General features: G+C 58.8%; 20 protein-coding genes. 5 read left to right on the plus strand and 15 right to left on the minus strand.

All coding sequences use genetic code 11. The features are described from left to right. The first annotated feature begins 205 nt into the window (after positions 1-205). Positions 206-961 (plus strand): heme-binding protein, encoded by a 756-nt coding sequence (locus tag MCM46_08235; GenBank protein MCG3111795.1) that lies wholly within the window; start codon positions 206-208, stop codon positions 959-961. Between the two features lie 23 nt (positions 962-984). Here the strand turns inward: MCM46_08235 and MCM46_08240 are convergent, their stop codons facing one another. Continuing rightward, positions 985-1,818 (minus strand): hypothetical protein, encoded by an 834-nt coding sequence (locus tag MCM46_08240; protein MCG3111796.1) that lies wholly within the window; start codon positions 1,816-1,818, stop codon positions 985-987. Between the two features lie 178 nt (positions 1,819-1,996). On the opposite strand from MCM46_08240, the gene MCM46_08245 reads away from it, so the two are divergent. Next, complete coding sequence (locus MCM46_08245; GenBank protein ID MCG3111797.1) at positions 1,997-2,386, plus strand: DUF6496 domain-containing protein; 390 nt, start codon at positions 1,997-1,999, stop codon at positions 2,384-2,386. 105 nt (positions 2,387-2,491) lie between these two features. Here MCM46_08245 and ettA read toward each other — a convergent pair whose 3' ends face one another. The 4 genes from ettA to MCM46_08265 form a co-directional block, all read right to left on the minus strand. Next, the gene (gene ettA / locus MCM46_08250; protein MCG3111798.1) at positions 2,492-4,171 is read right to left on the minus strand and encodes an energy-dependent translational throttle protein EttA; all 1,680 of its coding nucleotides are present in this window, start codon (positions 4,169-4,171) and stop codon (positions 2,492-2,494) included. A 75-nt stretch (positions 4,172-4,246) separates the two neighbouring features. Beyond that, positions 4,247-5,809 carry a sodium/solute symporter gene (locus MCM46_08255; protein MCG3111799.1) on the minus strand — a complete coding sequence of 521 codons (1,563 nt, stop codon included), beginning with the start codon at positions 5,807-5,809 and terminating at the stop codon, positions 4,247-4,249. Between the two features lie 3 nt (positions 5,810-5,812). Further along, positions 5,813-6,301 carry a DUF485 domain-containing protein gene (locus MCM46_08260; GenBank protein ID MCG3111800.1) on the minus strand — a complete coding sequence of 163 codons (489 nt, stop codon included), beginning with the start codon at positions 6,299-6,301 and terminating at the stop codon, positions 5,813-5,815. Between the two features lie 66 nt (positions 6,302-6,367). Further along, positions 6,368-6,805 carry a VOC family protein gene (locus MCM46_08265; protein ID MCG3111801.1) on the minus strand — a complete coding sequence of 146 codons (438 nt, stop codon included), beginning with the start codon at positions 6,803-6,805 and terminating at the stop codon, positions 6,368-6,370. A 205-nt stretch (positions 6,806-7,010) separates the two neighbouring features. On the opposite strand from MCM46_08265, the gene MCM46_08270 reads away from it, so the two are divergent. Then, positions 7,011-8,006 carry an NAD-dependent epimerase/dehydratase family protein gene (locus tag MCM46_08270; protein ID MCG3111802.1) on the plus strand — a complete coding sequence of 332 codons (996 nt, stop codon included), beginning with the start codon at positions 7,011-7,013 and terminating at the stop codon, positions 8,004-8,006. Positions 8,007-8,147: 141 nt separating this feature from the next. Next, on the plus strand, positions 8,148-9,197 hold the full coding sequence (locus MCM46_08275) for a rod shape-determining protein (protein ID MCG3111803.1): 1,050 nt from the start codon (positions 8,148-8,150) through the stop codon (positions 9,195-9,197). A gap of 4 nt (positions 9,198-9,201) precedes the next feature. Here MCM46_08275 and MCM46_08280 read toward each other — a convergent pair whose 3' ends face one another. The 8 genes from MCM46_08280 to MCM46_08315 form a co-directional block, all read right to left on the minus strand. Beyond that, positions 9,202-9,639 carry a c-type cytochrome gene (locus tag MCM46_08280; GenBank protein ID MCG3111804.1) on the minus strand — a complete coding sequence of 146 codons (438 nt, stop codon included), beginning with the start codon at positions 9,637-9,639 and terminating at the stop codon, positions 9,202-9,204. A gap of 250 nt (positions 9,640-9,889) precedes the next feature. Further along, entirely contained in the window at positions 9,890-10,252 is a 363-nt protein-coding gene (locus MCM46_08285) for a hypothetical protein (GenBank protein ID MCG3111805.1), read from the minus strand. A gap of 23 nt (positions 10,253-10,275) precedes the next feature. Then, the gene (locus MCM46_08290) at positions 10,276-11,130 is read right to left on the minus strand and encodes a S1/P1 nuclease (GenBank protein ID MCG3111806.1); all 855 of its coding nucleotides are present in this window, start codon (positions 11,128-11,130) and stop codon (positions 10,276-10,278) included. Continuing rightward, complete coding sequence (locus MCM46_08295) at positions 11,114-12,001, minus strand: TraB/GumN family protein (protein MCG3111807.1); 888 nt, start codon at positions 11,999-12,001, stop codon at positions 11,114-11,116. The genes MCM46_08290 and MCM46_08295 overlap by 17 nt, the downstream gene beginning before the upstream one ends. 58 nt (positions 12,002-12,059) lie before the next feature. Further along, positions 12,060-12,899 carry a hypothetical protein gene (locus MCM46_08300; protein ID MCG3111808.1) on the minus strand — a complete coding sequence of 280 codons (840 nt, stop codon included), beginning with the start codon at positions 12,897-12,899 and terminating at the stop codon, positions 12,060-12,062. Positions 12,900-13,009: 110 nt separating this feature from the next. Beyond that, on the minus strand, positions 13,010-15,454 hold the full coding sequence (locus MCM46_08305) for a heavy metal translocating P-type ATPase (GenBank protein MCG3111809.1): 2,445 nt from the start codon (positions 15,452-15,454) through the stop codon (positions 13,010-13,012). Between the two features lie 68 nt (positions 15,455-15,522). Further along, the gene (locus MCM46_08310; GenBank protein ID MCG3111810.1) at positions 15,523-16,140 is read right to left on the minus strand and encodes a DUF502 domain-containing protein; all 618 of its coding nucleotides are present in this window, start codon (positions 16,138-16,140) and stop codon (positions 15,523-15,525) included. A gap of 76 nt (positions 16,141-16,216) precedes the next feature. Continuing rightward, positions 16,217-16,951, minus strand: coding sequence for an SDR family oxidoreductase (locus tag MCM46_08315; GenBank protein ID MCG3111811.1), 735 nt, complete (start codon positions 16,949-16,951; stop codon positions 16,217-16,219). A 154-nt stretch (positions 16,952-17,105) separates the two neighbouring features. Between MCM46_08315 and MCM46_08320 the strand changes: the two genes are divergently transcribed. Further along, complete coding sequence (locus MCM46_08320; GenBank protein MCG3111812.1) at positions 17,106-17,879, plus strand: TerC family protein; 774 nt, start codon at positions 17,106-17,108, stop codon at positions 17,877-17,879. Between the two features lie 10 nt (positions 17,880-17,889). On the opposite strand, the gene MCM46_08325 is transcribed toward MCM46_08320, so the two are convergent. Next, positions 17,890-18,534 carry a DedA family protein gene (locus tag MCM46_08325; protein ID MCG3111813.1) on the minus strand — a complete coding sequence of 215 codons (645 nt, stop codon included), beginning with the start codon at positions 18,532-18,534 and terminating at the stop codon, positions 17,890-17,892. Between the two features lie 114 nt (positions 18,535-18,648). Further along, on the minus strand, positions 18,649-19,755 hold the full coding sequence (gene nagZ, locus MCM46_08330; protein ID MCG3111814.1) for a beta-N-acetylhexosaminidase: 1,107 nt from the start codon (positions 19,753-19,755) through the stop codon (positions 18,649-18,651). Positions 19,756-19,775 lie beyond the last annotated feature (20 nt).

Genomic DNA, 19,775 nt, shown 5'->3' on the forward strand with positions numbered 1-19,775 from the left:
GTCGTCATTCATTCCCATGCATGAACCGAGCGATCCGCCTGTTTTAAGACAGGAACGAAGCGGAGGCAAGTAACGCTTCGATTTGTTGACTCCTCACATGCCCCCTTGATATCCTACGGTGGCTCCATAGTCAATCCAAAAATCAGATTTCGTCGATTCAGGTAGGTGCCGACGAATTAAACCGATATCACAGAGGAGGAGCAAAATGAACCGGAGAAGACAAGCGTTGCTCGCTTTATTGGCGATTCTCTCAATGATCATCCTAACCGTCCCGGCGGGAGCGGCGGGACCTTGTGGCGGACTTCCCACCGCCGCGCAGTTGAAGGGCTTTTTACAAAACGCCTCCGCGGGGGCCGGGATCAGCCCCGAATTGGGCCCCGGCGAAGGGGTCGGGGGGCTCTTCAACGGGGCGCGGATGTGGGGCGCGGTAGTGAATCGGGACGGAGAAATCTGCGCCTACACCACCTCCACGGCAGACCCCGCGCAGACATGGCCGGGCAGCCAGCAGATTTCAAAGGCAAAAGCTTTTACCGCCAATGCCTTCAGCAACGACATTCTCCCCCTCTCCACCGCAAACCTCTACCTTCTGACGCAGCCGGGCCATTCTCTTTATGGTCTCAATCAATCGAATCCGTTTGATCCCCAATTCCTGGCGCCCCCCGGAGGACAAGGAGGAGGACGGGGGAAAGTCGCGGGTGGGATTATCAGCTTCGGAGGAGGGGTCCCGCTTTACAACGCGGAGGGCCGGATCATCGGCGGGCTCGGCGTGAGCGGGGATACCGCCTGCGCCGACCATGAAATTGCAAAGCGCGTCCGGGATCTGGCGCAGCTGAATCCAACGGGCGGCCCTTTGGTCGATGACATCAAATACATCGGCGCCGATCCTCCTCATCTCCTCTCTCACTCCCTCTGCATCAACACGGTGCGAAACGGTGATTTCGTAGGAGAGGAAGCGCCGTAAGGGAATCGGCGTTCACAAGGGGTCTATTTCTTCGAAGGATCGGTCATTAATCCCGGCTGGCAGCGCCGGCAGAAATTGGTCGCGCGCTGCCAGGTTCCAACGGTGGCGATCTTCTGCTCGCATTTCGGACAGGGCTTTCCCCCTTTGCCATGGACCAGGAGAAAATCGCGGATCTTCAGATCGGTCCGGGCGCCCATTCGCTCGGCGACGATCTGCTTGGCCCGATTCAACACCGTCGGAATGGCGTCGTAGACTTTTTTCAGCTCTTCCTCCGAAAGATCGGTCTTCTTCCGAAACGGATAGATCCCCGCCTCAAATAAAATTTCGTCGACGTAGGCATTCCCGATCCCCGAGATCACCTTGGCATTCGTCAGTAGCCCCTTCATCTCTCCCCGCCGCCCCTTCAACTGCTCCAGAAATCGCTCGAAGGTAAAATCGGCCGCCAGCGGGTCAGGGCCCTGATCGAGAAATCCTGGAATGGATGAATAGTCCCGCCCCGGCACCAGATAGAGCCGCCCCATCTGCTTCTCATCGGCATAACGAAGCACCTTGCCGGTCGAGAGGACAAACTCAAAGACCATCTCCCGCGGCGGTTTCTCCTCCGGGGCGACATAATAAAATCGGCCGACCAGCATCGGGTGGATGACGAGGCTCGCTTCTTTCAGGCTGAAGAGGACATGTTTTCCGCGGCGGTCGATCGCCTCGATCTTCTCCCCCGGCAGGACCGACTCCGGCGTGATGGCGGGGGCGGAGCGGAGCATCCAGGGACGCTCGATGGTGAAAGAGATGATCGTCGCCTCGATGATCTGAGTGCGAAGATACGATACGATGGCGTCCAGATCGGGAATTTCGGGCATGTCCGCGTCCTCCTAAACCGCATCATAATGGATCTGCCTATTCTCAACAAGAATATCCTGAGCGAAGGGGAGTTCGCAACGGGATTAGTGGTGTTGCAAGACGACCCCCTTCAAACGGAGGCGCCGCTCATGGTATTCTTTTCACAGGGGGAACATCTTTAGCGAAAGGATGAGAACCATGCCTGAGAAGAAAACAGTCCAGCGGGCCCGCAGAGCAAAAAGCCAAGGGAAGAAACCGAGTACGCAGGCGGGCGAATTTGTTCGTGAAGAAATCAAGCATGTTCGCAAGGGAAAACATGGCGCGCGATCGACCAAGCAGGCGATCGCCATCGGCCTCTCGAAGGCCCGCCGCTCCGGGGTCGCGATCCCGAAGAAGGGAAAAACCGCGGCCTCAAAAGCAACCGCGAAGAAATCAACAAGCAGTCAAAGCAGCCGAAAGCGGAAGCCCTCCGCAAAGCGCGCTCAAGCAGCAACACGGGCGCTGAAGCGGGAAGGACGGCAGGCCGCCTCCCACAAAGCGCTCTCCCGACAGGCGAAGCAGACAGCGCGAAGGAAGAAGACGGCGTAACATGTGGCAAGGGCGGCCCCCTGTGGCCGCCCGCATTGAACGATTTCCAATGAAAAACAGGGCAGGCACAGAGGCCTGCCCCTACAATAAATTATAAAAACGTTCTTACCGGGTCAGCGGTCGGTATTTGATCCGGTGGGGCTGATCGGCCTCGGCCCCCAGCCGCTTGTGGCGGTCTTCCTCGTACTCTTGATAGTTCCCCTCAAACCAGACCACCTTGCTGTCTCCCTCGAATGCGAGGATGTGCGTCGCGATCCGGTCGAGGAACCAGCGGTCGTGGCTGATGACGAGGACGCAGCCGGCGAAATCGAGCAGCGCTTCTTCCACCGCGCGCAGCGTCTCCACGTCGAGATCGTTGCTCGGCTCGTCGAGCATCAAGACATTCCCGCCGCTTTTGAGCAGCTTCGCAAGATGGACCCGATTGCGCTCCCCGCCGGAGAGTTCTTTGATCAGCTTTTGTTGATCGGTATTCTTGAAGTTAAACCCGCCGACATATGCGCGCGAGGGGAGTTCTCTTTTGCCGACCTGGATTACATCATTCCCGCCGGAGATCTCTTCCCACACATTTTTGTTGTCGTTGAGGGTATCGCGCGACTGATCGACGTAGGCGATTTTGACGGTCTCACCGACCCGAAGGGTACCGCTGTCCGGTTTGTCCAATCCGGCGATCATGTTGAAGAGGGTCGTCTTTCCGGCGCCGTTCGGCCCGATGATTCCGACGATCCCGCCGCGCGGGAGGTTGAAACTCAAGCCGTCGATCAAAAGCCGATCGCCGAACCCCTTCTTCAGATCGACCGCTTCGACGACCAAATCCCCCAAGCGCGGGCCGGGGGGGATCACAATGTCTTTCGTCTCGTTTCGGGCCTGCGTTTCAACCGACGCCAATTCTTCATAGGCTTTGAGGCGCGCCTTGCTCTTGGCGTGACGCCCCTTCGGCGCGGTCCGGACCCATTCCAACTCATGCTTCAACGCCCGCTGGCGGGCGCTCTCCTGCTTCTCTTCCACCGCGAGTCGCTGCGATTTCTGTTCGAGCCAGGAAGAATAGTTCCCCTCCCAGGGAATCCCGCGGCCCCGGTCGAGCTCCAAGATCCACCCGGCGGCGTTGTCGAGGAAATACCGATCATGCGTCACCGCCACTACGGTCCCCGGAAACTTCGTGAGAAATTGCTCCAGCCAGGCCACCGATTCGGCATCCAGATGGTTCGTCGGCTCATCGAGAAGAAGCATATCGGGCGCGGACAACAGCAGCCGGCAGAGGGCCACCCGCCGCTTTTCACCGCCGGAGAGCTTGGTGACATCGGCCTCCCACGGCGGAAGCCGCAGGGCGTCGGCGGCAACCTCCAATTGGCGATCGAGCTCCCAGGCGTTCACCGCGTCGATCCGCTCTTGAAGCTTTCCTTGTTTGTCGATCAGCGCCGCCATCGCATCGTCGGACATCGGCTCGGCGAACTTCGCGCTGACCGCGTTGAACTCATCGAGCAGCGCCTTGGTCTCGGCGACCCCCTCTTCCACATTGCCGCGGACATCTTTAGTCAGATCGAGCTTCGGCTCCTGCGGGAGGAATCCGATCTTCACCCCCTTCGCCGGTTTCGCCTCTCCCAAAAAGTCGGGGTCGACTCCCGACATAATCCGGAGCAGGCTCGATTTACCGGAGCCGTTGAGCCCCAACACCCCGATCTTCGCCCCGAGATAAAACGACAGGGAAATATCCTCCAGAATCTTCCGCTTCGGCGGAACGATCTTTGTGACTTTATGCATCGTGTAGATGTATTGGTATGATGGCATTACATTCCTTCCCTCTTTTTAGATTTCCGTTATGGTAACATAATCGCTTCGGTCCAGCCAGGGCGAAGCCTCAGACTAGTGCCCGCCCGCCTTCTCCGCCCCAATCCCCGTATTCGCTCTCACGATCAATTCCGCAAACTTCGCCTCCGCCTGCGGCTCCCGGCTCATCCATGTTCCGATCACCGCACCGAGAAAACCAAGCGGGATGCTCAGAATGCCGGGATTATCCAGCGGGAAGATCGGGTCGATTTTCATCACGCTGGGGGAGATCAGGATCAGACCGATGGAGGCGATCAGGCCCGTCGCCAGTCCGATCACCGCCCCCATTGTATTGAACCGCTTCCAGAAAAGCGACAGGACGATCACCGGCAGGTTCGCCGAGGCGGCCACCGCAAAGGCAAGCCCGACCAGAAAAGCGACGTTGGCGGTGGGGCCGAGCAAGATCGCAATGGCAATCGAAACGGCCCCGACCACAAAGGTCGTGATCCGCGCGACACGGACCTCTTCGCCGTGGCGACGTTCCTTCCCGTGGTGCAGGACGTTGGTATAAAAATCGTGGGCGAACGAGGTTGACGCGCTGATCGTCAGACCGGCGACGACGGCCAAGATCGTCGCAAAGGCGATCGCCGAGATGAAGGCGAAGAAGATCTCACCGCCGAGCACCTGCGCGAGGATCGGCGCGCTCATGTTGGTGCCGCCGTTCACCGCGATCCGATCCGGCCCGACGATCGTCGCCGCGCCGAAGCCGAGAAAGGTCGTCAGGATATAAAAAGCGCCGATGATCCCCATCGCCCAGACGACGCTGACGCGGGCCGTCTTGGCGTCGGGGACGGTATAAAAACGGACCAGGATGTGCGGCAGCCCGGCCGTGCCGAAAAGAAGCGCCATCCCGAGCGAGATCAGGTCGAGCGCCCCGTAGGGCGGCTTGAATTTCAACCCCGGCTGAAGAAAGTCTTGCGTCACCGCCACCCCGTTTTTGTCATGATAGGTCACATGAGAGATGGCGTCGAAAAAGCGGCCAAAGCTGAAATCGAAATGGGCGAGGACGAAAAAGCTCAAGAGAAGCGTCCCCCCCATCAGCAGCACCGCCTTGATGATCTGCACCCAGGTCGTCGCGAGCATCCCGCCGAAAACGACATAAATAATCATCAACACCCCGACCCCGATGACGGCGGTCTGATAGCTGAGCCCGGAGTCTTTCAACAAGAGGCTCACCAGCGCCCCGGCGCCGACCATCTGCGCGATCATATAAAAAGTGCTGACGGTCAGGGTGGAGAGCGACGCCATCGCCCGGACCGGGCGCGGGCTGAGGCGATAGGCGAGGACGTCGGCCATCGTATATTTCCCCGCGTTCCGGAGCGGCTCCGCCACAATCAACAGGACGGTGAGGTAGGCGACTAAAAACCCGACCGAATACATGAAGCCGTCGTATCCCTGAAACGCAATCATCCCGGCGATTCCGAGGAAGGAAGCGGCGCTCATGTAATCGCCAGCGACGGCAAGCCCGTTCTGCCAGCCGGTGATCTGGCGATTCGCCGTAAAAAAAGCCGACGCCCCGCTCGACCGCTTGGCCGCCCAATAGGTGATCGCCAGCGTAATTGCGATGAAGATCAAAAAGAGAAAAAGCGCGGTCGACATGGTCTACCTCCGCCGCTTCTTCAATTTGGCCAGGATCATCCCGATCATCCCATCGAACCGCCCCGCCGCCCGCATGTAAAGCGCGGCGACGATCCAGGCCATGAAAAACTGGGAGAGGGCAAAGAGATAGGCGAGGTTCACCGCGCCGATGACTTTGGTCTTCATCAACCCCGGCGCATAGCCGACCAGGATCGGGAGGGCGAAGTAGTAAACGACGAAGAAAATCGTGGTGGGAAGAATAAACTTCCGCTTGGCGGCGAGCAGCGCTTTGAACTCCGCCATCGCTGCGACCTTCTCCCAATCGACGACATCGGCCTCTTCATCCGCCGTCCGCTCATGGGGCGGCTTGATGTTGCCCCGCCCGACCGGGGCAATATCGGTCGCGGCGCCGACCTTGGGCGTCAGATCTTTTGAAGCGGATTTCTTCTTCTTTCCCGCCACCTTGCTGTTCCTTTGGACGATTCGTAGACAATCGATTCCGGTCAACTTCAAGCAGAATACCGGCCCTCTTCTCCGGCGTCAAGGGATTTGTTTTTCAAGAAGAAACACCGTTTTATGTTATGGCTCGCCGCCCGTATCGCCGACCTCGCTGAATTCCCGCTCGCCGAAGATCGCCGATTCGTGCCGGTACCATTTAAATTCCAGAAGATTGTGCGAGGGGTCTTCCAGAAAAACGGTGGCATGCTCCAGCCGGGTCCCTTCGAACCGGCGGCGAGGCGCTTGATAAAACCGAAGCCCTTTCGCCTTCGCCCGGTCAACCAGCGCCTGCCAGGCGCTTTCCTCCTTGAAGATCAGGCCGAAATGCCGCGGGTAGATCCCCTTTTGCCCCTCGGCCGCCGGCGCAAAATGGCCGACCAGTTGATGCCCCGCCAACTCCAGCGTGATCGCCCTGGACGACTCCCGCCCCAGGGCACAGCCGAGGCCGTCGACATAAAACCGCTTCGCCTCTTCCAGATCGGAAACCGGAAAGGCGAGATGAAAGATCACCCCCTCCATCGATCAGCCCCCTTCTTCAATCTCGTTCGTTAGCAGCAGGATAGCGATTCGGAGGGACCGGCGTCAAGCACGTTTAAGAAAACCGATTGTTCCCCGCTTTCAGACCGAAAAAACATAATAAAAATAAGGTGATTCAAATCACATTTGCTTGATCCTTTCGATTTCCCTTGTTATCATCGAGCACCCATTCCCCTCGGGAGCATCGATGCGGTACTTCATCACCGGCGCAACCGGCTTTGTCGGCGGCGCGATCGCGCGTCAACTGGCGGCGGCGGGACACCAGGTCACAGCGCTTGTCCGCCGCCCCGCCCAAGCGCACGACCTCGCCCGCCTCGGCATCGCGCTCCATCCCGGGGACATCACCGACAAAGAGAGCATGCGCGCCCCGATGACCGGCGCCGACGGGATCTTTCATGTGGCCGGGTGGTACAAGATCGGCTCCAAAACACCCGTCTTGGGAAAGAAAATCAATGTCGATGGAACGCGAAATGTCCTCGAGTTAATGAGGGAGCTCCGTATTCCGAGAGGGGTCTACACCAGCACCCTGCTCGTCTTCTCGGATACCCGGGAAAAGCTCGTGGATGAGGCGACCCATTATGAAGGTCCATGGCTTTCGGAATATGAGCGAACCAAGTGGATAGCCCACACTCAAATCGCCGAGCCGATGATGAAAGAAGGGTTGCCGTTGATGATTACGCTCCCCGGCCTGGTTTACGGTCCGGGCGACACCAGCTCCGTCCGGAATCTCCTCATCCAATATTTGAAAGGACAGCTCCCGATCTCGCCTCAGAAAACGGCTTACGCTTGGGGACACATCGAAGATATCGCCAAAGGCCATCTCCTCGCCATGGAGAAGGGACGGCCCGGGGAGAGCTACATTCTCGCCGGGCCGATACACACCTTGCAAGGAGCCTTGGCGATTGCCGAACAAATTACCGGTATCAAAGCCCCGCGGCTTCACCCCTCGCCGGCGCTCCTGCGCGGTCTTTCTCAAATCGTACGCTGGCTCGAACCGATCCTTCCTCTTCCCGAATTTTATCGGTCCGAGAGCATTCGCGCCATCGCCGGGGTGACCTATATCGGAAGCAGCAAAAAGGCCCAACGGGAGCTTGGCTTCGCGGCGCGGCCGCTGGAGGAGGGGCTTTGCGAGACACTCCTTCATGAAATGAGACTCTTGGGAGTCCGATCCAAGAAGATTTGACCGGACGAGGGGATAACCTTAATTCGGGCTGAAATCACACCTAGAAAGCCGGAATGTCTCATTCCTCACTTTGTCCGATCTGTGCTTGCAGCTATAATGACCTGTTCCGGATTCCCGGAACGTTTTTGAGAGAGGAAAAACATGACGCGTTTTAACAGACGGGCTCCCTGGTCGCGCCCATATGGCGCGGCGGACATCTCGATCGATTTGGGAACGGCGAACACCCTCGTTTACATTCGGGGGCGCGGGATTGTCCTCAATGAGCCGTCGGTGGTGGCGGTCCGAGAGGTCGCCGGCGGAAAACAAGAGGTCGTCGCCGTCGGACTGGAGGCGAAAGCGCTCGTCGGGAAAACGCCTCATTCGATCACCACCATCCGCCCGATCAAAGAGGGGGTGATCGCCGATTACGATCTTGCCAAGGAGATGTTGGAGCATTTCATCCGCCGGTCCCGGCGGCCGTGGCAACTCGCGAAGCCCTCTATTGTCGTCACCCTTCCTCACGGCGTGACCGAAATCGAGAAGCGGGCCGTCGAAGAGGCCGGTTATTCGATCGGCGCAAAAAGGATCCTTCTGATTAAAGAGCCGATCGCGGCGGCGATCGGCGCCGGTCTTCCGGTGCTGGAACCGATCGGGAACATGCTCGTCGACATCGGCGGCGGGACGACGGAGGTGGCGGTCCTCTCCCTCGCCGGCATCGTCTACTGCCATTCGGTTCGGGTCGGCGGGGACGCGATGGATGAGAAGATCATCGAGATGGTGAAGCGGAAGCATCGCCTCTATATCGGCGAGCAGACCGCGGAGAAGGTCAAGATCGCCCTCGGGAGCGCCTGCTCCGACGGCACCGTCTACCGGGCGCGCATCAAGGGGCGCGATTCGGTCTCCGGCCTTCCGAAAATCGTGGAGGTCACCTCGGAAGAGATCGCGGAGGCGATCGCCGTCCCCCTGCGCGCCGTCGTCAATGCGATTAAAACGGCCCTCGCAAACACCCCCCCCGCGCTGGCGGGCGACATCGTCGAGCGGGGAATCATCATGACCGGCGGCGGCGCCCTCATCCGAAACATGGATATTCGTCTTCAGCGCGAAACAGGGCTCCCGATCCTCATCGACAAGGACGCCCTGCTAAGCGTCGCCCTCGGGGGCGGCAAAGCGATCGAGGATCCGGAGCTGCTCGAAGCGATCTCCAACAGCTGAGCGCCTACTTCAAGCTCCTCTCGTAGAGAACCGCCTGCCAGGCCTCTTCTTCGCTGATCAGGCCGGTGTTAACGGCGGCGATCATTCCGGTGCCGGGAATTCCATTCTTCACCGCCCAGAACATCTCCCCCGCCGACTTGCATTGCTTGAATTGCGGATTGGTAAAATTCCGGGGCGAAGGGTTCAAGGAGGCCGCCAACGGTCCATCTCCTTTCCCCGCCGGCCCATGGCAGCCGGCGCAGGCCCCTTTCCCATTGTAGATCTCTTTTCCTTTTTGAATCGTCTCCGGCGTTTCGGGAACCGGAGGCTTCATCCCCTTAAACTGCGGCAGCTCGCCCGCCGGCGCCCGCGGGGCGCAGGGATCTTTCTCGGCGGCGTCGGTGAACTCGGTCGTTACGGCCAGGAGAGTGATGAAAATAAATGTTGCGGTCAGATGTCGCATTGGGTTTCCTCCTTACAACAAGTGGGATGAATCAGTGGCGCTTGGCAATCTCGACCCGCTTCCGTCGGACCAATGTTTGACCGACGGAGCGGCGAGGGAGGATCTCAGGGATATCTCGGTTTTCTTTGTGGGAAATTTTGAATGAAACGATGCTAAGAATATTTTAGCGGATTGGGCTGGAGGGGATCAAGGGAAGGAGTCCGGCTGCAGGGGCGCGGCGCTGCCTCGGCCTGGGTCGGCCCCTACACCCTCACCCGCCGCGCAGCAGCGCCACCAGATCGCTCACCGTTTTGGCGCGTATTTCCAGCTCCGGGAGCATCCGCTTTGCGTCTTTCACCGCGGCGCCCCAGGTTTCCGGATGGCCGGCCTCCTGGCGAATCCGCGAGACCTCTTTTTCGATCTGCTCTATGTTTTGTTTCACGACGTGGTTCTTCGCGAGGGGAACCGCCAAATGATCTCGGAGCTGATCGAGCTGCCGGTTGAGAAGATCTTCCGGCAATTCGACCGGCCCCTCCGGGTTGATCACCGTCCGGAGCGCCTGCGCGAGATAAGCGTAATACATTCCGATCTGCATCGCCGCTTTCAGCCCCATCTCCTGTCGATCTTCGGTCATCACCGCTCCTTTTTATTTTCCTTTTATTTTCCGGTTTGGAACGCCTCGTTCAACACCCGCGCCAGCCGAACGCCGGCCTTGGCGAGAAGCGCGTCCATCACCGGACGACTCTTTTCAAGATAGTTCTTGGAAAGTCTTCGATTCTTCGGGAGGCGATACGCCACGTCGACCGCGGCGCGATGGGCCTCCAGCGCCCAATCGACCACCGTCCCTTTTCGGAGATCCACGATGGACCGTTTCTTCAGCCACACCTGAAGATGCGCGACGTAGGCCGCCTCGCGCAAGCCGGTTTGATCGATCAGACCCGAATCCCAAACCGTGTGGAGGTTCCACGGCCTCTCACTGAAAGGATAAATTTTCTCTCCGAAAAAGATGACCTGCACATCGTTCCCGCCGCGGTCTCCCCGGTCGGCCGCGTGGAGCGGCTGGTGGAGATCGGCGATGAAGTGGACGAGAAATTTTAACGCTTCGGCCCGCTCTTCCGCAGGACGATCCCGATCGGAAAGAATCCGCCGGAACCGCTCGACGGCGCCGATCACACATTCTCCCCCGGCGCAGTCCCGCTTCGGATCATAGCCCGATGCTTTGAATGGGATATCGACGAAATGCCAGGGGGCGGTCTCGGGGCGGTCCCCCCGAATCCGGTCGGCCCAGTCTGAGACCGATGCAAGGGAGGCCTCTCCGATCAACACCCGGATCTCTCTGCGCGCCTGCTCCCCCAGTAAGCGCTCCGCCACATCGGCGACGATCCGATGCCCCGTCTCGCCCCAGGCATAAAGAGCATGGGGAAAAAGGAGAAAAAGAAAGGAGAGGAAAAAGAGAATCGGTCGGCTTCGATGCCCCCGCGAGCCAGCCTGCGGTTTACATCTGCTCGACAACGTAGCCCTTCTTCCGAAGAAGATCGATGATGCTCCCTTTGCCGACGAGATGCCCGGCACCGACGACCACGAAAGTTCTGTTTTTTGCTTTGAGGAACTCCTCAATCCGGGAGGACATCTGAGCGTTCCGCTCATAGATCAGCTTATCGTAAACCGGCGTTAATTCCGGCTCGTCGGTCATGCTCTGGAAGATCAACGCCTCGATCGCACTCCCATCCCCCGCTTGCCATCCCTTCATGATCGAATCCATCTGCTCGGCAAGCAGGTCCATATCGGAGAGGGTGTAGCGGAGAAAAAGCTCCTGGAGGCGATCGGAGAAGCTATCGAAGAGGCTCACCTGATATTCCACCGTTTCGAACGCCGTGATCTGCTTTTTCCCCTTGGCCCGGGTGAGAAAATGGTCATCGATCCCATATTTTTTGTCGAACCCCAGACGCTGCAGCTCGACCGATTGAAGCATGACCGCCAGGACCCACGGCTTGAACCGCTTGAACGGCTCCATCGGCATGCCGGCCTCTTGAAACTTCTTCTCCACCAGCGCGTAGGTCTCCGTTGAAATCTTCCGGTCGAGCGTTTCCGGCGGAGGATACGACCCATACTGCATAAAAAGGGACTGAAGCCGGCTCATATCGAATTCGTCGGGGTCCACTTCGACCACCAGCGTGTCGGATTGGTCGAAAGCCGCTTCGATGGAAGGGTGGAGCGGATAGAGCTCCGGCTTGGCGACATGGATGGAGCCGAGGAGGTAAACCGCGGCGGTCTCCGACCGGACCGACCAGAGAAAGCTCTTCTGAGCGGAGGGGGCCTCTTTCGGCGCGGAGGCGCAGGAGAATTGAAAGAAACAGAAGAGTAAAAAAACAGCGCGCTTCATGATGATCTTCACAGTGATCCTCTTTCTGTAAGCCCTCTGATCGGCCGCTGCAGAAAACTTATTTCACGACAAAATCGAGCGTCATCCCCCGCTTGAAGTGAAACTCCCCCTTCTCGTCCGGGAAGAAACAGATCAGCCCATAATGGCCCGGGATAAAATTCGCCTCAAAATAGACATCCATCCCCTTTTCAATCCCGACCACCCCGCCGATGAACTTGCCGGGAGGCAGCCCCCCCGCGGCCGGATCGAAATTTCCGAAATCGGCCGCCTTCTTTCCGGGGGCGACATGCAGCAAAACCAGCTCATGCGGCATCGTTCCGTTGTTGATAACTTTGACGGTATGCTTTCCGGCCGTGATCGGCTTGGAAAGGGAGAAATTGAAATCATTCAGGGTCACGGTGAAATCGGCCTTCGGCTCCGGGACCTTGGCCGGAGGGGCCGTGACCGTCAGCGGCTGGGTCATCCCGTGGGTGAGATGCAAGACCCCTTTTGGATCGGGGATCAGACAAGTGATCAAATAATGACCCGGCTCCAGATCCATGATCGCGGTCGCCCGGCCGCCGGGGATAACCGCGTTCGGCCCCCCGACAAACTTAACCCATCCCGGCATCGGACCATTCGGATTCTGTTTCATTCCGGCGACGAAATCGTCCGCCGTTTTCCCATCCAGGAGCCGAATCAGTTGGGCATGGTGGATATCCTTCCCCTCATTGTTGATCTGGAATTTGACCACCCCTCCTTGAATGCTGTCAGGCCCCTTGAAGCCGAAATCAAACGCATCAAAGGTCACCGTGTTCTCTCCCGGCGTGCCCTTTGCGTGCACAACAAGCGGTTGAGCCGTCAGCGCGAGCGCCGCCACGGCAAAGCTCCATGCCACGACCTGTCGCAATAAATTCATCTTTGGTTTTTCTCCTGTCATAAAAATGGCCCCGTGACGTGAATAGAACAGAGGTGAATTGATTATAAGGATTCGTAAAATGAAAGGAAAGGGAAAATCTTTTCTCCCGTCTAGAGAGAGATCTTCCGCAGCCGCAGCGCATTGCCGATGACGGAGACCGAGCTCAAGCTCATCGCTGCGGCGGCGAGCATCGGGCTGAGGAGGATGCCGAAGAAAGGATAGAGGACCCCGGCGGCGATCGGAACCCCCAGGACATTATAAACGAAGGCGAAGACCAAATTCTGCCGGATGTTCCGCATCGTCGCACGGCTGAGCCTGAAGGCGCGGACCACCCCGCGAAGGTCCCCCTTCACCAGGGTCACATCGGCGCTCTCGATCGCCACGTCGGTCCCTGTTCCCATCGCGATCCCGACGTCGGCTTGCGCCAATGCAGGAGCATCGTTGATCCCGTCGCCGGCCATCGCCACGCGATGCCCCTCTGCTTGAAGACGTTTGATCCTCTCCCGTTTCTGATCCGGGAGAACCTCGGCGATCACTTCGTCGATCCCAAGCTTCCGGGCAACCGCTTCGGCCGTCGTCCGGCTGTCTCCGGTGAGCATCACCGTTCGAATTCCCTCTCCCTTCAACCCGGCGATCGCCTCGGGGGTCGATTCCTTGATCGGATCGGCCAGCCCCAGCAGCCCCGCCGGTTTGTCATCGACGGCGACGAAGACCACCGTCTGGCCGTCGCGGCGGAGCGTTTCGGCTTGCTCGATCAGATGATCGAACGGCACCTTCAATTCTTCGAAGAGCGCCCGGTTGCCGAGCGCCACCTTCCGGCCGTCGATGGCGGCCACCACTCCTTTTCCGGTGATCGACCGAAAGTCCTTGGCTTCTGCCAGAGGCAAACCCTTTTCCGTCGCTCCCGCGACAATGGCACTTGCAAGCGGGTGCTCACTCCCCCGCTCCAGACTGGCGGCGAGCCGGAGGAGATCGGCCTCGTCCCATCCCTTTTCCGGAAAGACAGCCATCAAACGGGGACGCCCTTCAGTGAGGGTCCCGGTTTTGTCGCAGACGAGGGTATCAACCTTCTCCAAAACCTCGAGCGCTTCGGCATTCTTGAAGAGGACCCCGGCGGTCGCGCCACGCCCGGTGGCGACCATGATCGACATCGGCGTCGCCAGCCCCAACGCGCAGGGGCAGGCGATGATCAAAACGGCGACGGCGTTGACGATCGCGTAGGCCAATCGCGGCTCGGGCCCGATCGCCCACCAGACGACGAATGTCACCGCGGCGACGGCGACCACGATCGGAACGAAGTAGGCCGAAACGACGTCTGCCAACCGCTGTATCGGGGCGCGGCTCCGCTGCGCTTCGCTCACCATCCGGACGATCTGGGCGAGCAGCGTGTCGGCGCCGACCCGCTCGGCCCGCATGATGAAGCTCCCGTTCCCGTTGACCGTTCCACCGGTCACCCGGCCCCCCGGCCCCTTTTCGACCGGGATCGGCTCGCCGGTGATCATCGACTCATCGACGGAGCTGCTTCCTTCCACAATCACCCCGTCGACCGGAATCCGCTCCCCCGGCCGGACCCGGAGAAGATCTCCCGGCCGAACCGCATCCAGCGAAACATCCTCCTCCGTTTGATCCCGAAGCCGCCGTGCGGTCTTGGGGGTCAAGCCGAGGAGCGCGCGGATGGCGCTGCTCGTTTGGCTTCGGGCGCGCAGCTCCAATACCTGGCCGAGCTGAACCAGAACGATAATCGCCGCGGAAACCTCGAAATAAACCGGAACCTGACCATGGTGTCCACGGAGCGTTTCCGGAAAGAGCTCCGGGAAAAGGACCGCCGCGACACTGTAGAGGTAGGCAATCCCAGTTCCGATGGCGATGAGGGTGAACATATTGAGCGAGCGGTTGACGATGGAGTTCCACCCCCGCTGAAAGAAGGGCCCTCCCCCCCAAAGAACAACCGGGGTCGCAAGGATAAACTGAATCCAGGCAAGGATCCGAGGTGACGCGATTCCCCCGAGCGGATTTCCCGGAATCATCTCCGACATCGACAGCAGCACCAGCGGGAGGGTTAGAACAGCGCTGATCCGGAAACGGCGGGTCATATCGACCAGCTCGGGGTTGGCCTCCTCTTCGACCGTGACCGTTCTCGGCCCCAGCGCCATCCCGCAGATCGGGCACGATCCCGGCGCATCGCGGACGATCTCCGGATGCATCGGGCAGACATACTCGGTTTTTGTCGCCGGAGGGGCGATCACCGCCGGCTCCAGGGCCATGCCGCACTTCGGGCAGGCTCCCGGACCAAGCTGCCGGACCTCCGGGTCCATCGGGCAGATATATTCGGTTCCAGGAGGGGGAGGGGGGGAGGGCTCGGACGCCGGCGGCGCTCCCTCCAAAAACCGGGCGGGCGATTCCCGGAACCGGTCGAGACAAAACTGAGAGCAGAAATAATAGGTCTCTCCCTGATAGTCAAACGTTCCCACCGACTCTTCCGGCGTGATCTCCATCAGACAGATCGGGTCGGTAAATGTTTTCTTCTTCTTTTCACCTTGTGCTTCGGAAGACATACCGATTCCTTCGAGAAAATTATCCTTACAAAGATCATTTTATGACAGGTCGGGCGTCAAATCTACCCTTAGGAGAAGATTTTCGAAGGGCCGATTTGGCGAACCTCCCCTTTGACCGATGCTCCGGCGGAGAGGGCAAAGGTGGCCCCTTCTTGCAGCGTCATCGCGGTCCGGACGATCCGCGCCCGATCGACGATATGGATTGCGCCGAGATAGAGGTGATTGCTTGGAATGAAAACGGAAACGAGATTTCGCCGTGTTCCGTCTTCCTGCAGCAGACTGAACTCGCTGGTGAGGAATCCGGCGTCGAAACCCTCCCCATTCATCTTCTTGATCAAAACAAACTCTTTGAAACCGGAGGGATTGTTGGGGTTGAAGCTGTCGACGATTTGTTTGATGCCGCGGTAGAGTCCCTTCACGATCGGAAGGCGATCCAGGAACCGATCGATCCAACCGATGAACAGCGCGCCGCTCACGCTGGGAACGATCAGGCCGGCGATCAAAATGATCGCCACTGTCGCAAGGACCCCGAGCCCCCAAACCTCGACCCCGATGACGCGGCGGAGCCACGGTTGGGCGACGCTGTCGATCGCATGGAAGAGCCAGATCAGCAGGGTCACGGTGAGGTAAAGGGGCAGCAGGGCGAGCAGCCCCGTCAACATGGTATTGCGCAGTTGCTTCATCATTCTTTTTCTCCAGGAATTATAAGGAGTCGTTGTATATTTTAACTCCGGAATCCGAATTCCGCACGCTGCACTTTTCTTAAACTCCCCATCCCCCGCTTAGATGGATGTTCCCCCCGGTCACATAGCGGGCCTCGTCGGAGAGGAGGAAACGGGCAACCGACACCGCGTCGGAGAGCTCCCCGACGTAACCGGCCGGAATATTTTTGATCATCCCGGCCATCTCCGACTCCGGGGCGCTCCCCGATCGGATGAAGCCGGGGGAGATCGCGTTGACGGTGATTCCATGTGGCGCCAAAAGCTTCGCAAGAGATCGGGTCAGTATCAAAACGCCGACCTTGGCGATGTAGTGCGCCGTGATCTGCGGCTGGCCGATCATCTGGTCGGCGTTGGCCATGCTGAAGCTGACGATCCGTCCCCACCGGCGTTCCTTCATCCCGGGGGCGACCAGCCGGCTGAGATAAAAGAGAGGATGAAGATTGTGATCGAACATGGCATGCCATCCCTCGATCGTCTCCTCCAGGAGATTCACCCGATGGTAGGGGCCCGCCGCGTTGATGAGGGCGTCGATCCGCCCCCACTCCCGTTCGACCTGTTTTACAAAGGCCTCGGCCGCTTTCGGATCGGAAACATCGGCCCGGACCGAAAGGGCCCGCGCCCCCTTCTTCCGGATCGCCTCCGCCGTCTCGCTCCCCTCCTTCTCGCTCGTCCGATGACAGAGCGCCACCGACCATCCCCGCTCGGCGAGATCGAGCCCGACGGCGCGACCGATCCCTTTCGCCCCCCCCGCGATTACCGCAACCCGCTCCGACATGATCGCTCCCTCCCGTCCGACAACCGTTCTCTGTATAGTCTCATTTCCGATTTCAGTCAACACCGGACGATTGACTTACGCTCGGTTTCATATTATAAATTCATGGCTTAGAAAACAACTCTATCGAACCACTTTTTATTATGGAGGCTCATCTGTGGACTGGCTCGCTGATCCTCAGGCGTGGATTGCGTTAACGACCCTTACGGCGCTGGAGATCGTTCTCGGGATCGACAACATCATCTTTATCTCCATCCTCGCCGGAAAGCTCCCAGAGAGCGAACAGCCGAAAGCCCGCACCATCGGCCTGATGCTGGCGATGATCACCCGGATCGGGCTCCTTTTCTCCCTCTCCTGGATCATGCGCCTGACCGCTCCGATCGTGACGATCTTTTCCAACGAGATTTCGGGACGCGATGTCATCCTGCTGGCCGGCGGCCTCTTCCTTCTCGCCAAGAGCACGCACGAAATTCATGAGAAGCTGGAGGGGGAGGAGGGGCGCGCTTCGGCCAAAGCAGCCGCCTCATTCGCCAGCGTGATTGTTCAAATTCTTTTGCTCGACATCGTCTTCTCGCTCGACTCGGTGATCACGGCGGTCGGGATGGTCGATCGGATCTCGATTATGATCGTCGCGGTGATGATCGCCGTCGTTTTCATGATCTTCTTCGCGGGCGCGATCAGCGATTTCGTCCACCGCCATCCGACCGTGAAGATGCTCGCCTTAAGCTTTCTTCTCTTGATCGGGGTGACGCTGGTCGCCGAAGGGCTCGATCAACACTTCCCCAAAGGGTACATTTATTTCGCCATGGCTTTCTCCGTTTTTGTCGAGATGCTGAACTTAAAGATGCGGGGACGCGCCGCGGCGCCGGTCAAGCTTCGGGAGCCTTATATTGAGGGAGAAGGCAAAGGGGTCGTGCCGGGACCGGATTGAGGGGATAAACCTAGACCGCCCGAGCGCGCCGCGCCCGAACCAACTCGATGACCCCGGGTAAAATCGATACCACGATGATGCCGAGAATCACCAGGGTGAAGTTCTTCTTCACCACTGGAATGTTTCCGAAGAAGTACCCCGCATATAAAAATGAGCTGATCCAAACCAGCCCGCCGACGACGTTGTATACGGCGAAGTGCCAGTAGCTCATCCGGCCAATTCCCGCAACGAAGGGGGCGAAGGTCCGGATGATCGGGACGAATCGGGCAAAAATAATCGTCTTGCCGCCGTATTTCTCATAAAACCGGTGTGTTCGATCGATATATTCCTTTTTGATGAATCGGCTGTCTTCTCTCTGAAGGAGCTTAGAGCCGATCTTGTAGCCGATCCAGTAGTTCACCGCATCCCCGACAATCGCCGCAATACTCAGAAGGATAAAGAGCCACCCGACATTCAGCGAACTCCCGGCGGCGAGGGCGCCGACCCCGAAGAGGAGGGAGTCCCCCGGAAGAAAGGGGGTGACCACCAAACCGGTCTCGCAAAAAATAATCAAAAAGAGAATGAGATAGGTCCAGAGGCCGTAGTTCTCGAAGACCCAGGTAAGATGTTGATCAAGGTGGAGGAAGAGATCGATGAAAGTCTGAATCAGTTCCACAACAATCCATTGGGGGGGTTCAACATTGCGGGCTTAGGTTTCCGTTCCAAAGCAGCATGATCCGATTGGATGGAAACGGAAGACATCCTAAAAGCGGACAGGCAAAGAATAAGCTTATCTCTTCACTCCGCGGACCGGCATCGTTTCGCTTCTCTTCTCGATCTCCTCGACCAAGGATCGATGCGCCTCGCAGCCCACGACCTGCTTGATCTTTTTCGGCTGCGGCGCCTGATGGGGAAGAAGGAACCGCTCTTTCAGGCTGAGGATTCGACTCAGCGACTCGTTGAGGCGCTCCTGAGTAATCGTTCCCTTCTCCACAGCGTGAATCAATGCCTCGAGGACCGCTTTCTGCTGATCGAGCGAATGACAGACCAAAATCAAATCCGATCCCGCCTGGACCGCCCTCACCGCCGCTTCGGGGACGGTGAAACCGTCGGTGATCCCCTTCATCTCCAGATCGTCGGTCACCACGAGCCCTTCGAACTGAATCGTTTTGCGGAGCAGTTGAGAGATGATCTTTTTAGAAAGGGAAGCGGGGTATTTTTCGTCAAGCTTCGTGTAGAGGACGTGGGCCGTCATGATGGCATGGAGACGGTTTTCGACCGCATGGATAAACGGCTTCAGCTCCAAATCGGCCATCCGGTGGAGAGAATGGTCGACGCGCGGCAGGGTCTTGTGCGAGTCGGCGGCGGTATCCCCATGACCGGGGAAGTGTTTGCCGCAGGCGATCACCCGCTGATCGTGCAGGGCGGCAATCGTCGCAAGCCCATGTTTCGAGACAAGGGTCGGGCTGGCCCCGAAGGCGCGGTCTCCGATGATCGGGTTCTTCGGATTGGTGTCGACATCAAGCACCGGAGCGAAATTCATATTGATACCGACCGCCGCCAGCTCCTTCGCCATCGCTTCCGCGCAACTGTAGGTGAGATCGACCGAGTCGCAGTGGCCGAGCGTCCGCGCCGGCGGAAACTGGGTGAAGGGGGGGGCGAGGCGCGAAACCCGGCCTCCTTCTTGATCGACAGCGATGAAGAGGGGCGCATCGGGCGCCGCCTTCTGTAACGATTCGGTCAGCTTGGCACATTGGGCCGGATCTTTGATGTTCCGAGAGAAGAGAATGACGCCGCCGATGTGGTGTTTTCGAATCAATTCCTCCACCCCCTCGGAAGGGGCGGTTCCATCAAACCCCACCATCAGGAGTTGGCCGATCTTATGGGTCACTTTCATATGAATCCTCCCCCGCTGGT

The organism is Candidatus Manganitrophus morganii, from assembly GCA_021651055.1.
Lineage (GTDB): Bacteria > Nitrospirota > Nitrospiria > SBBL01 > Manganitrophaceae > Manganitrophus > Manganitrophus morganii.

Excerpts from the sequence above, each read along its gene's own strand:
- MCM46_08235 (MCG3111795.1), top strand. The coding sequence starts at position 206 with ATGAACCGGAGAAGACAAGCGTTGCTCGCTTTATTGGCGATTCTCTCA.
- MCM46_08240 (MCG3111796.1), bottom strand. The coding sequence starts at position 1,818 with ATGCCCGAAATTCCCGATCTGGACGCCATCGTATCGTATCTTCGCACT.
- MCM46_08245 (MCG3111797.1), top strand. The coding sequence starts at position 1,997 with ATGCCTGAGAAGAAAACAGTCCAGCGGGCCCGCAGAGCAAAAAGCCAA.
- ettA (MCG3111798.1), bottom strand. The coding sequence starts at position 4,171 with ATGCCATCATACCAATACATCTACACGATGCATAAAGTCACAAAGATC.
- MCM46_08255 (MCG3111799.1), bottom strand. The coding sequence starts at position 5,809 with ATGTCGACCGCGCTTTTTCTCTTTTTGATCTTCATCGCAATTACGCTG.
- MCM46_08265 (MCG3111801.1), bottom strand. The coding sequence starts at position 6,805 with ATGGAGGGGGTGATCTTTCATCTCGCCTTTCCGGTTTCCGATCTGGAA.
- MCM46_08270 (MCG3111802.1), top strand. The coding sequence starts at position 7,011 with ATGCGGTACTTCATCACCGGCGCAACCGGCTTTGTCGGCGGCGCGATC.
- MCM46_08275 (MCG3111803.1), top strand. The coding sequence starts at position 8,148 with ATGACGCGTTTTAACAGACGGGCTCCCTGGTCGCGCCCATATGGCGCG.
- MCM46_08280 (MCG3111804.1), bottom strand. The coding sequence starts at position 9,639 with ATGCGACATCTGACCGCAACATTTATTTTCATCACTCTCCTGGCCGTA.
- MCM46_08285 (MCG3111805.1), bottom strand. The coding sequence starts at position 10,252 with ATGACCGAAGATCGACAGGAGATGGGGCTGAAAGCGGCGATGCAGATC.
- MCM46_08295 (MCG3111807.1), bottom strand. The coding sequence starts at position 12,001 with ATGAAGCGCGCTGTTTTTTTACTCTTCTGTTTCTTTCAATTCTCCTGC.
- MCM46_08300 (MCG3111808.1), bottom strand. The coding sequence starts at position 12,899 with ATGAATTTATTGCGACAGGTCGTGGCATGGAGCTTTGCCGTGGCGGCG.
- MCM46_08305 (MCG3111809.1), bottom strand. The coding sequence starts at position 15,454 with ATGTCTTCCGAAGCACAAGGTGAAAAGAAGAAGAAAACATTTACCGAC.
- MCM46_08310 (MCG3111810.1), bottom strand. The coding sequence starts at position 16,140 with ATGATGAAGCAACTGCGCAATACCATGTTGACGGGGCTGCTCGCCCTG.
- MCM46_08315 (MCG3111811.1), bottom strand. The coding sequence starts at position 16,951 with ATGTCGGAGCGGGTTGCGGTAATCGCGGGGGGGGCGAAAGGGATCGGT.
- nagZ (MCG3111814.1), bottom strand. The coding sequence starts at position 19,755 with ATGAAAGTGACCCATAAGATCGGCCAACTCCTGATGGTGGGGTTTGAT.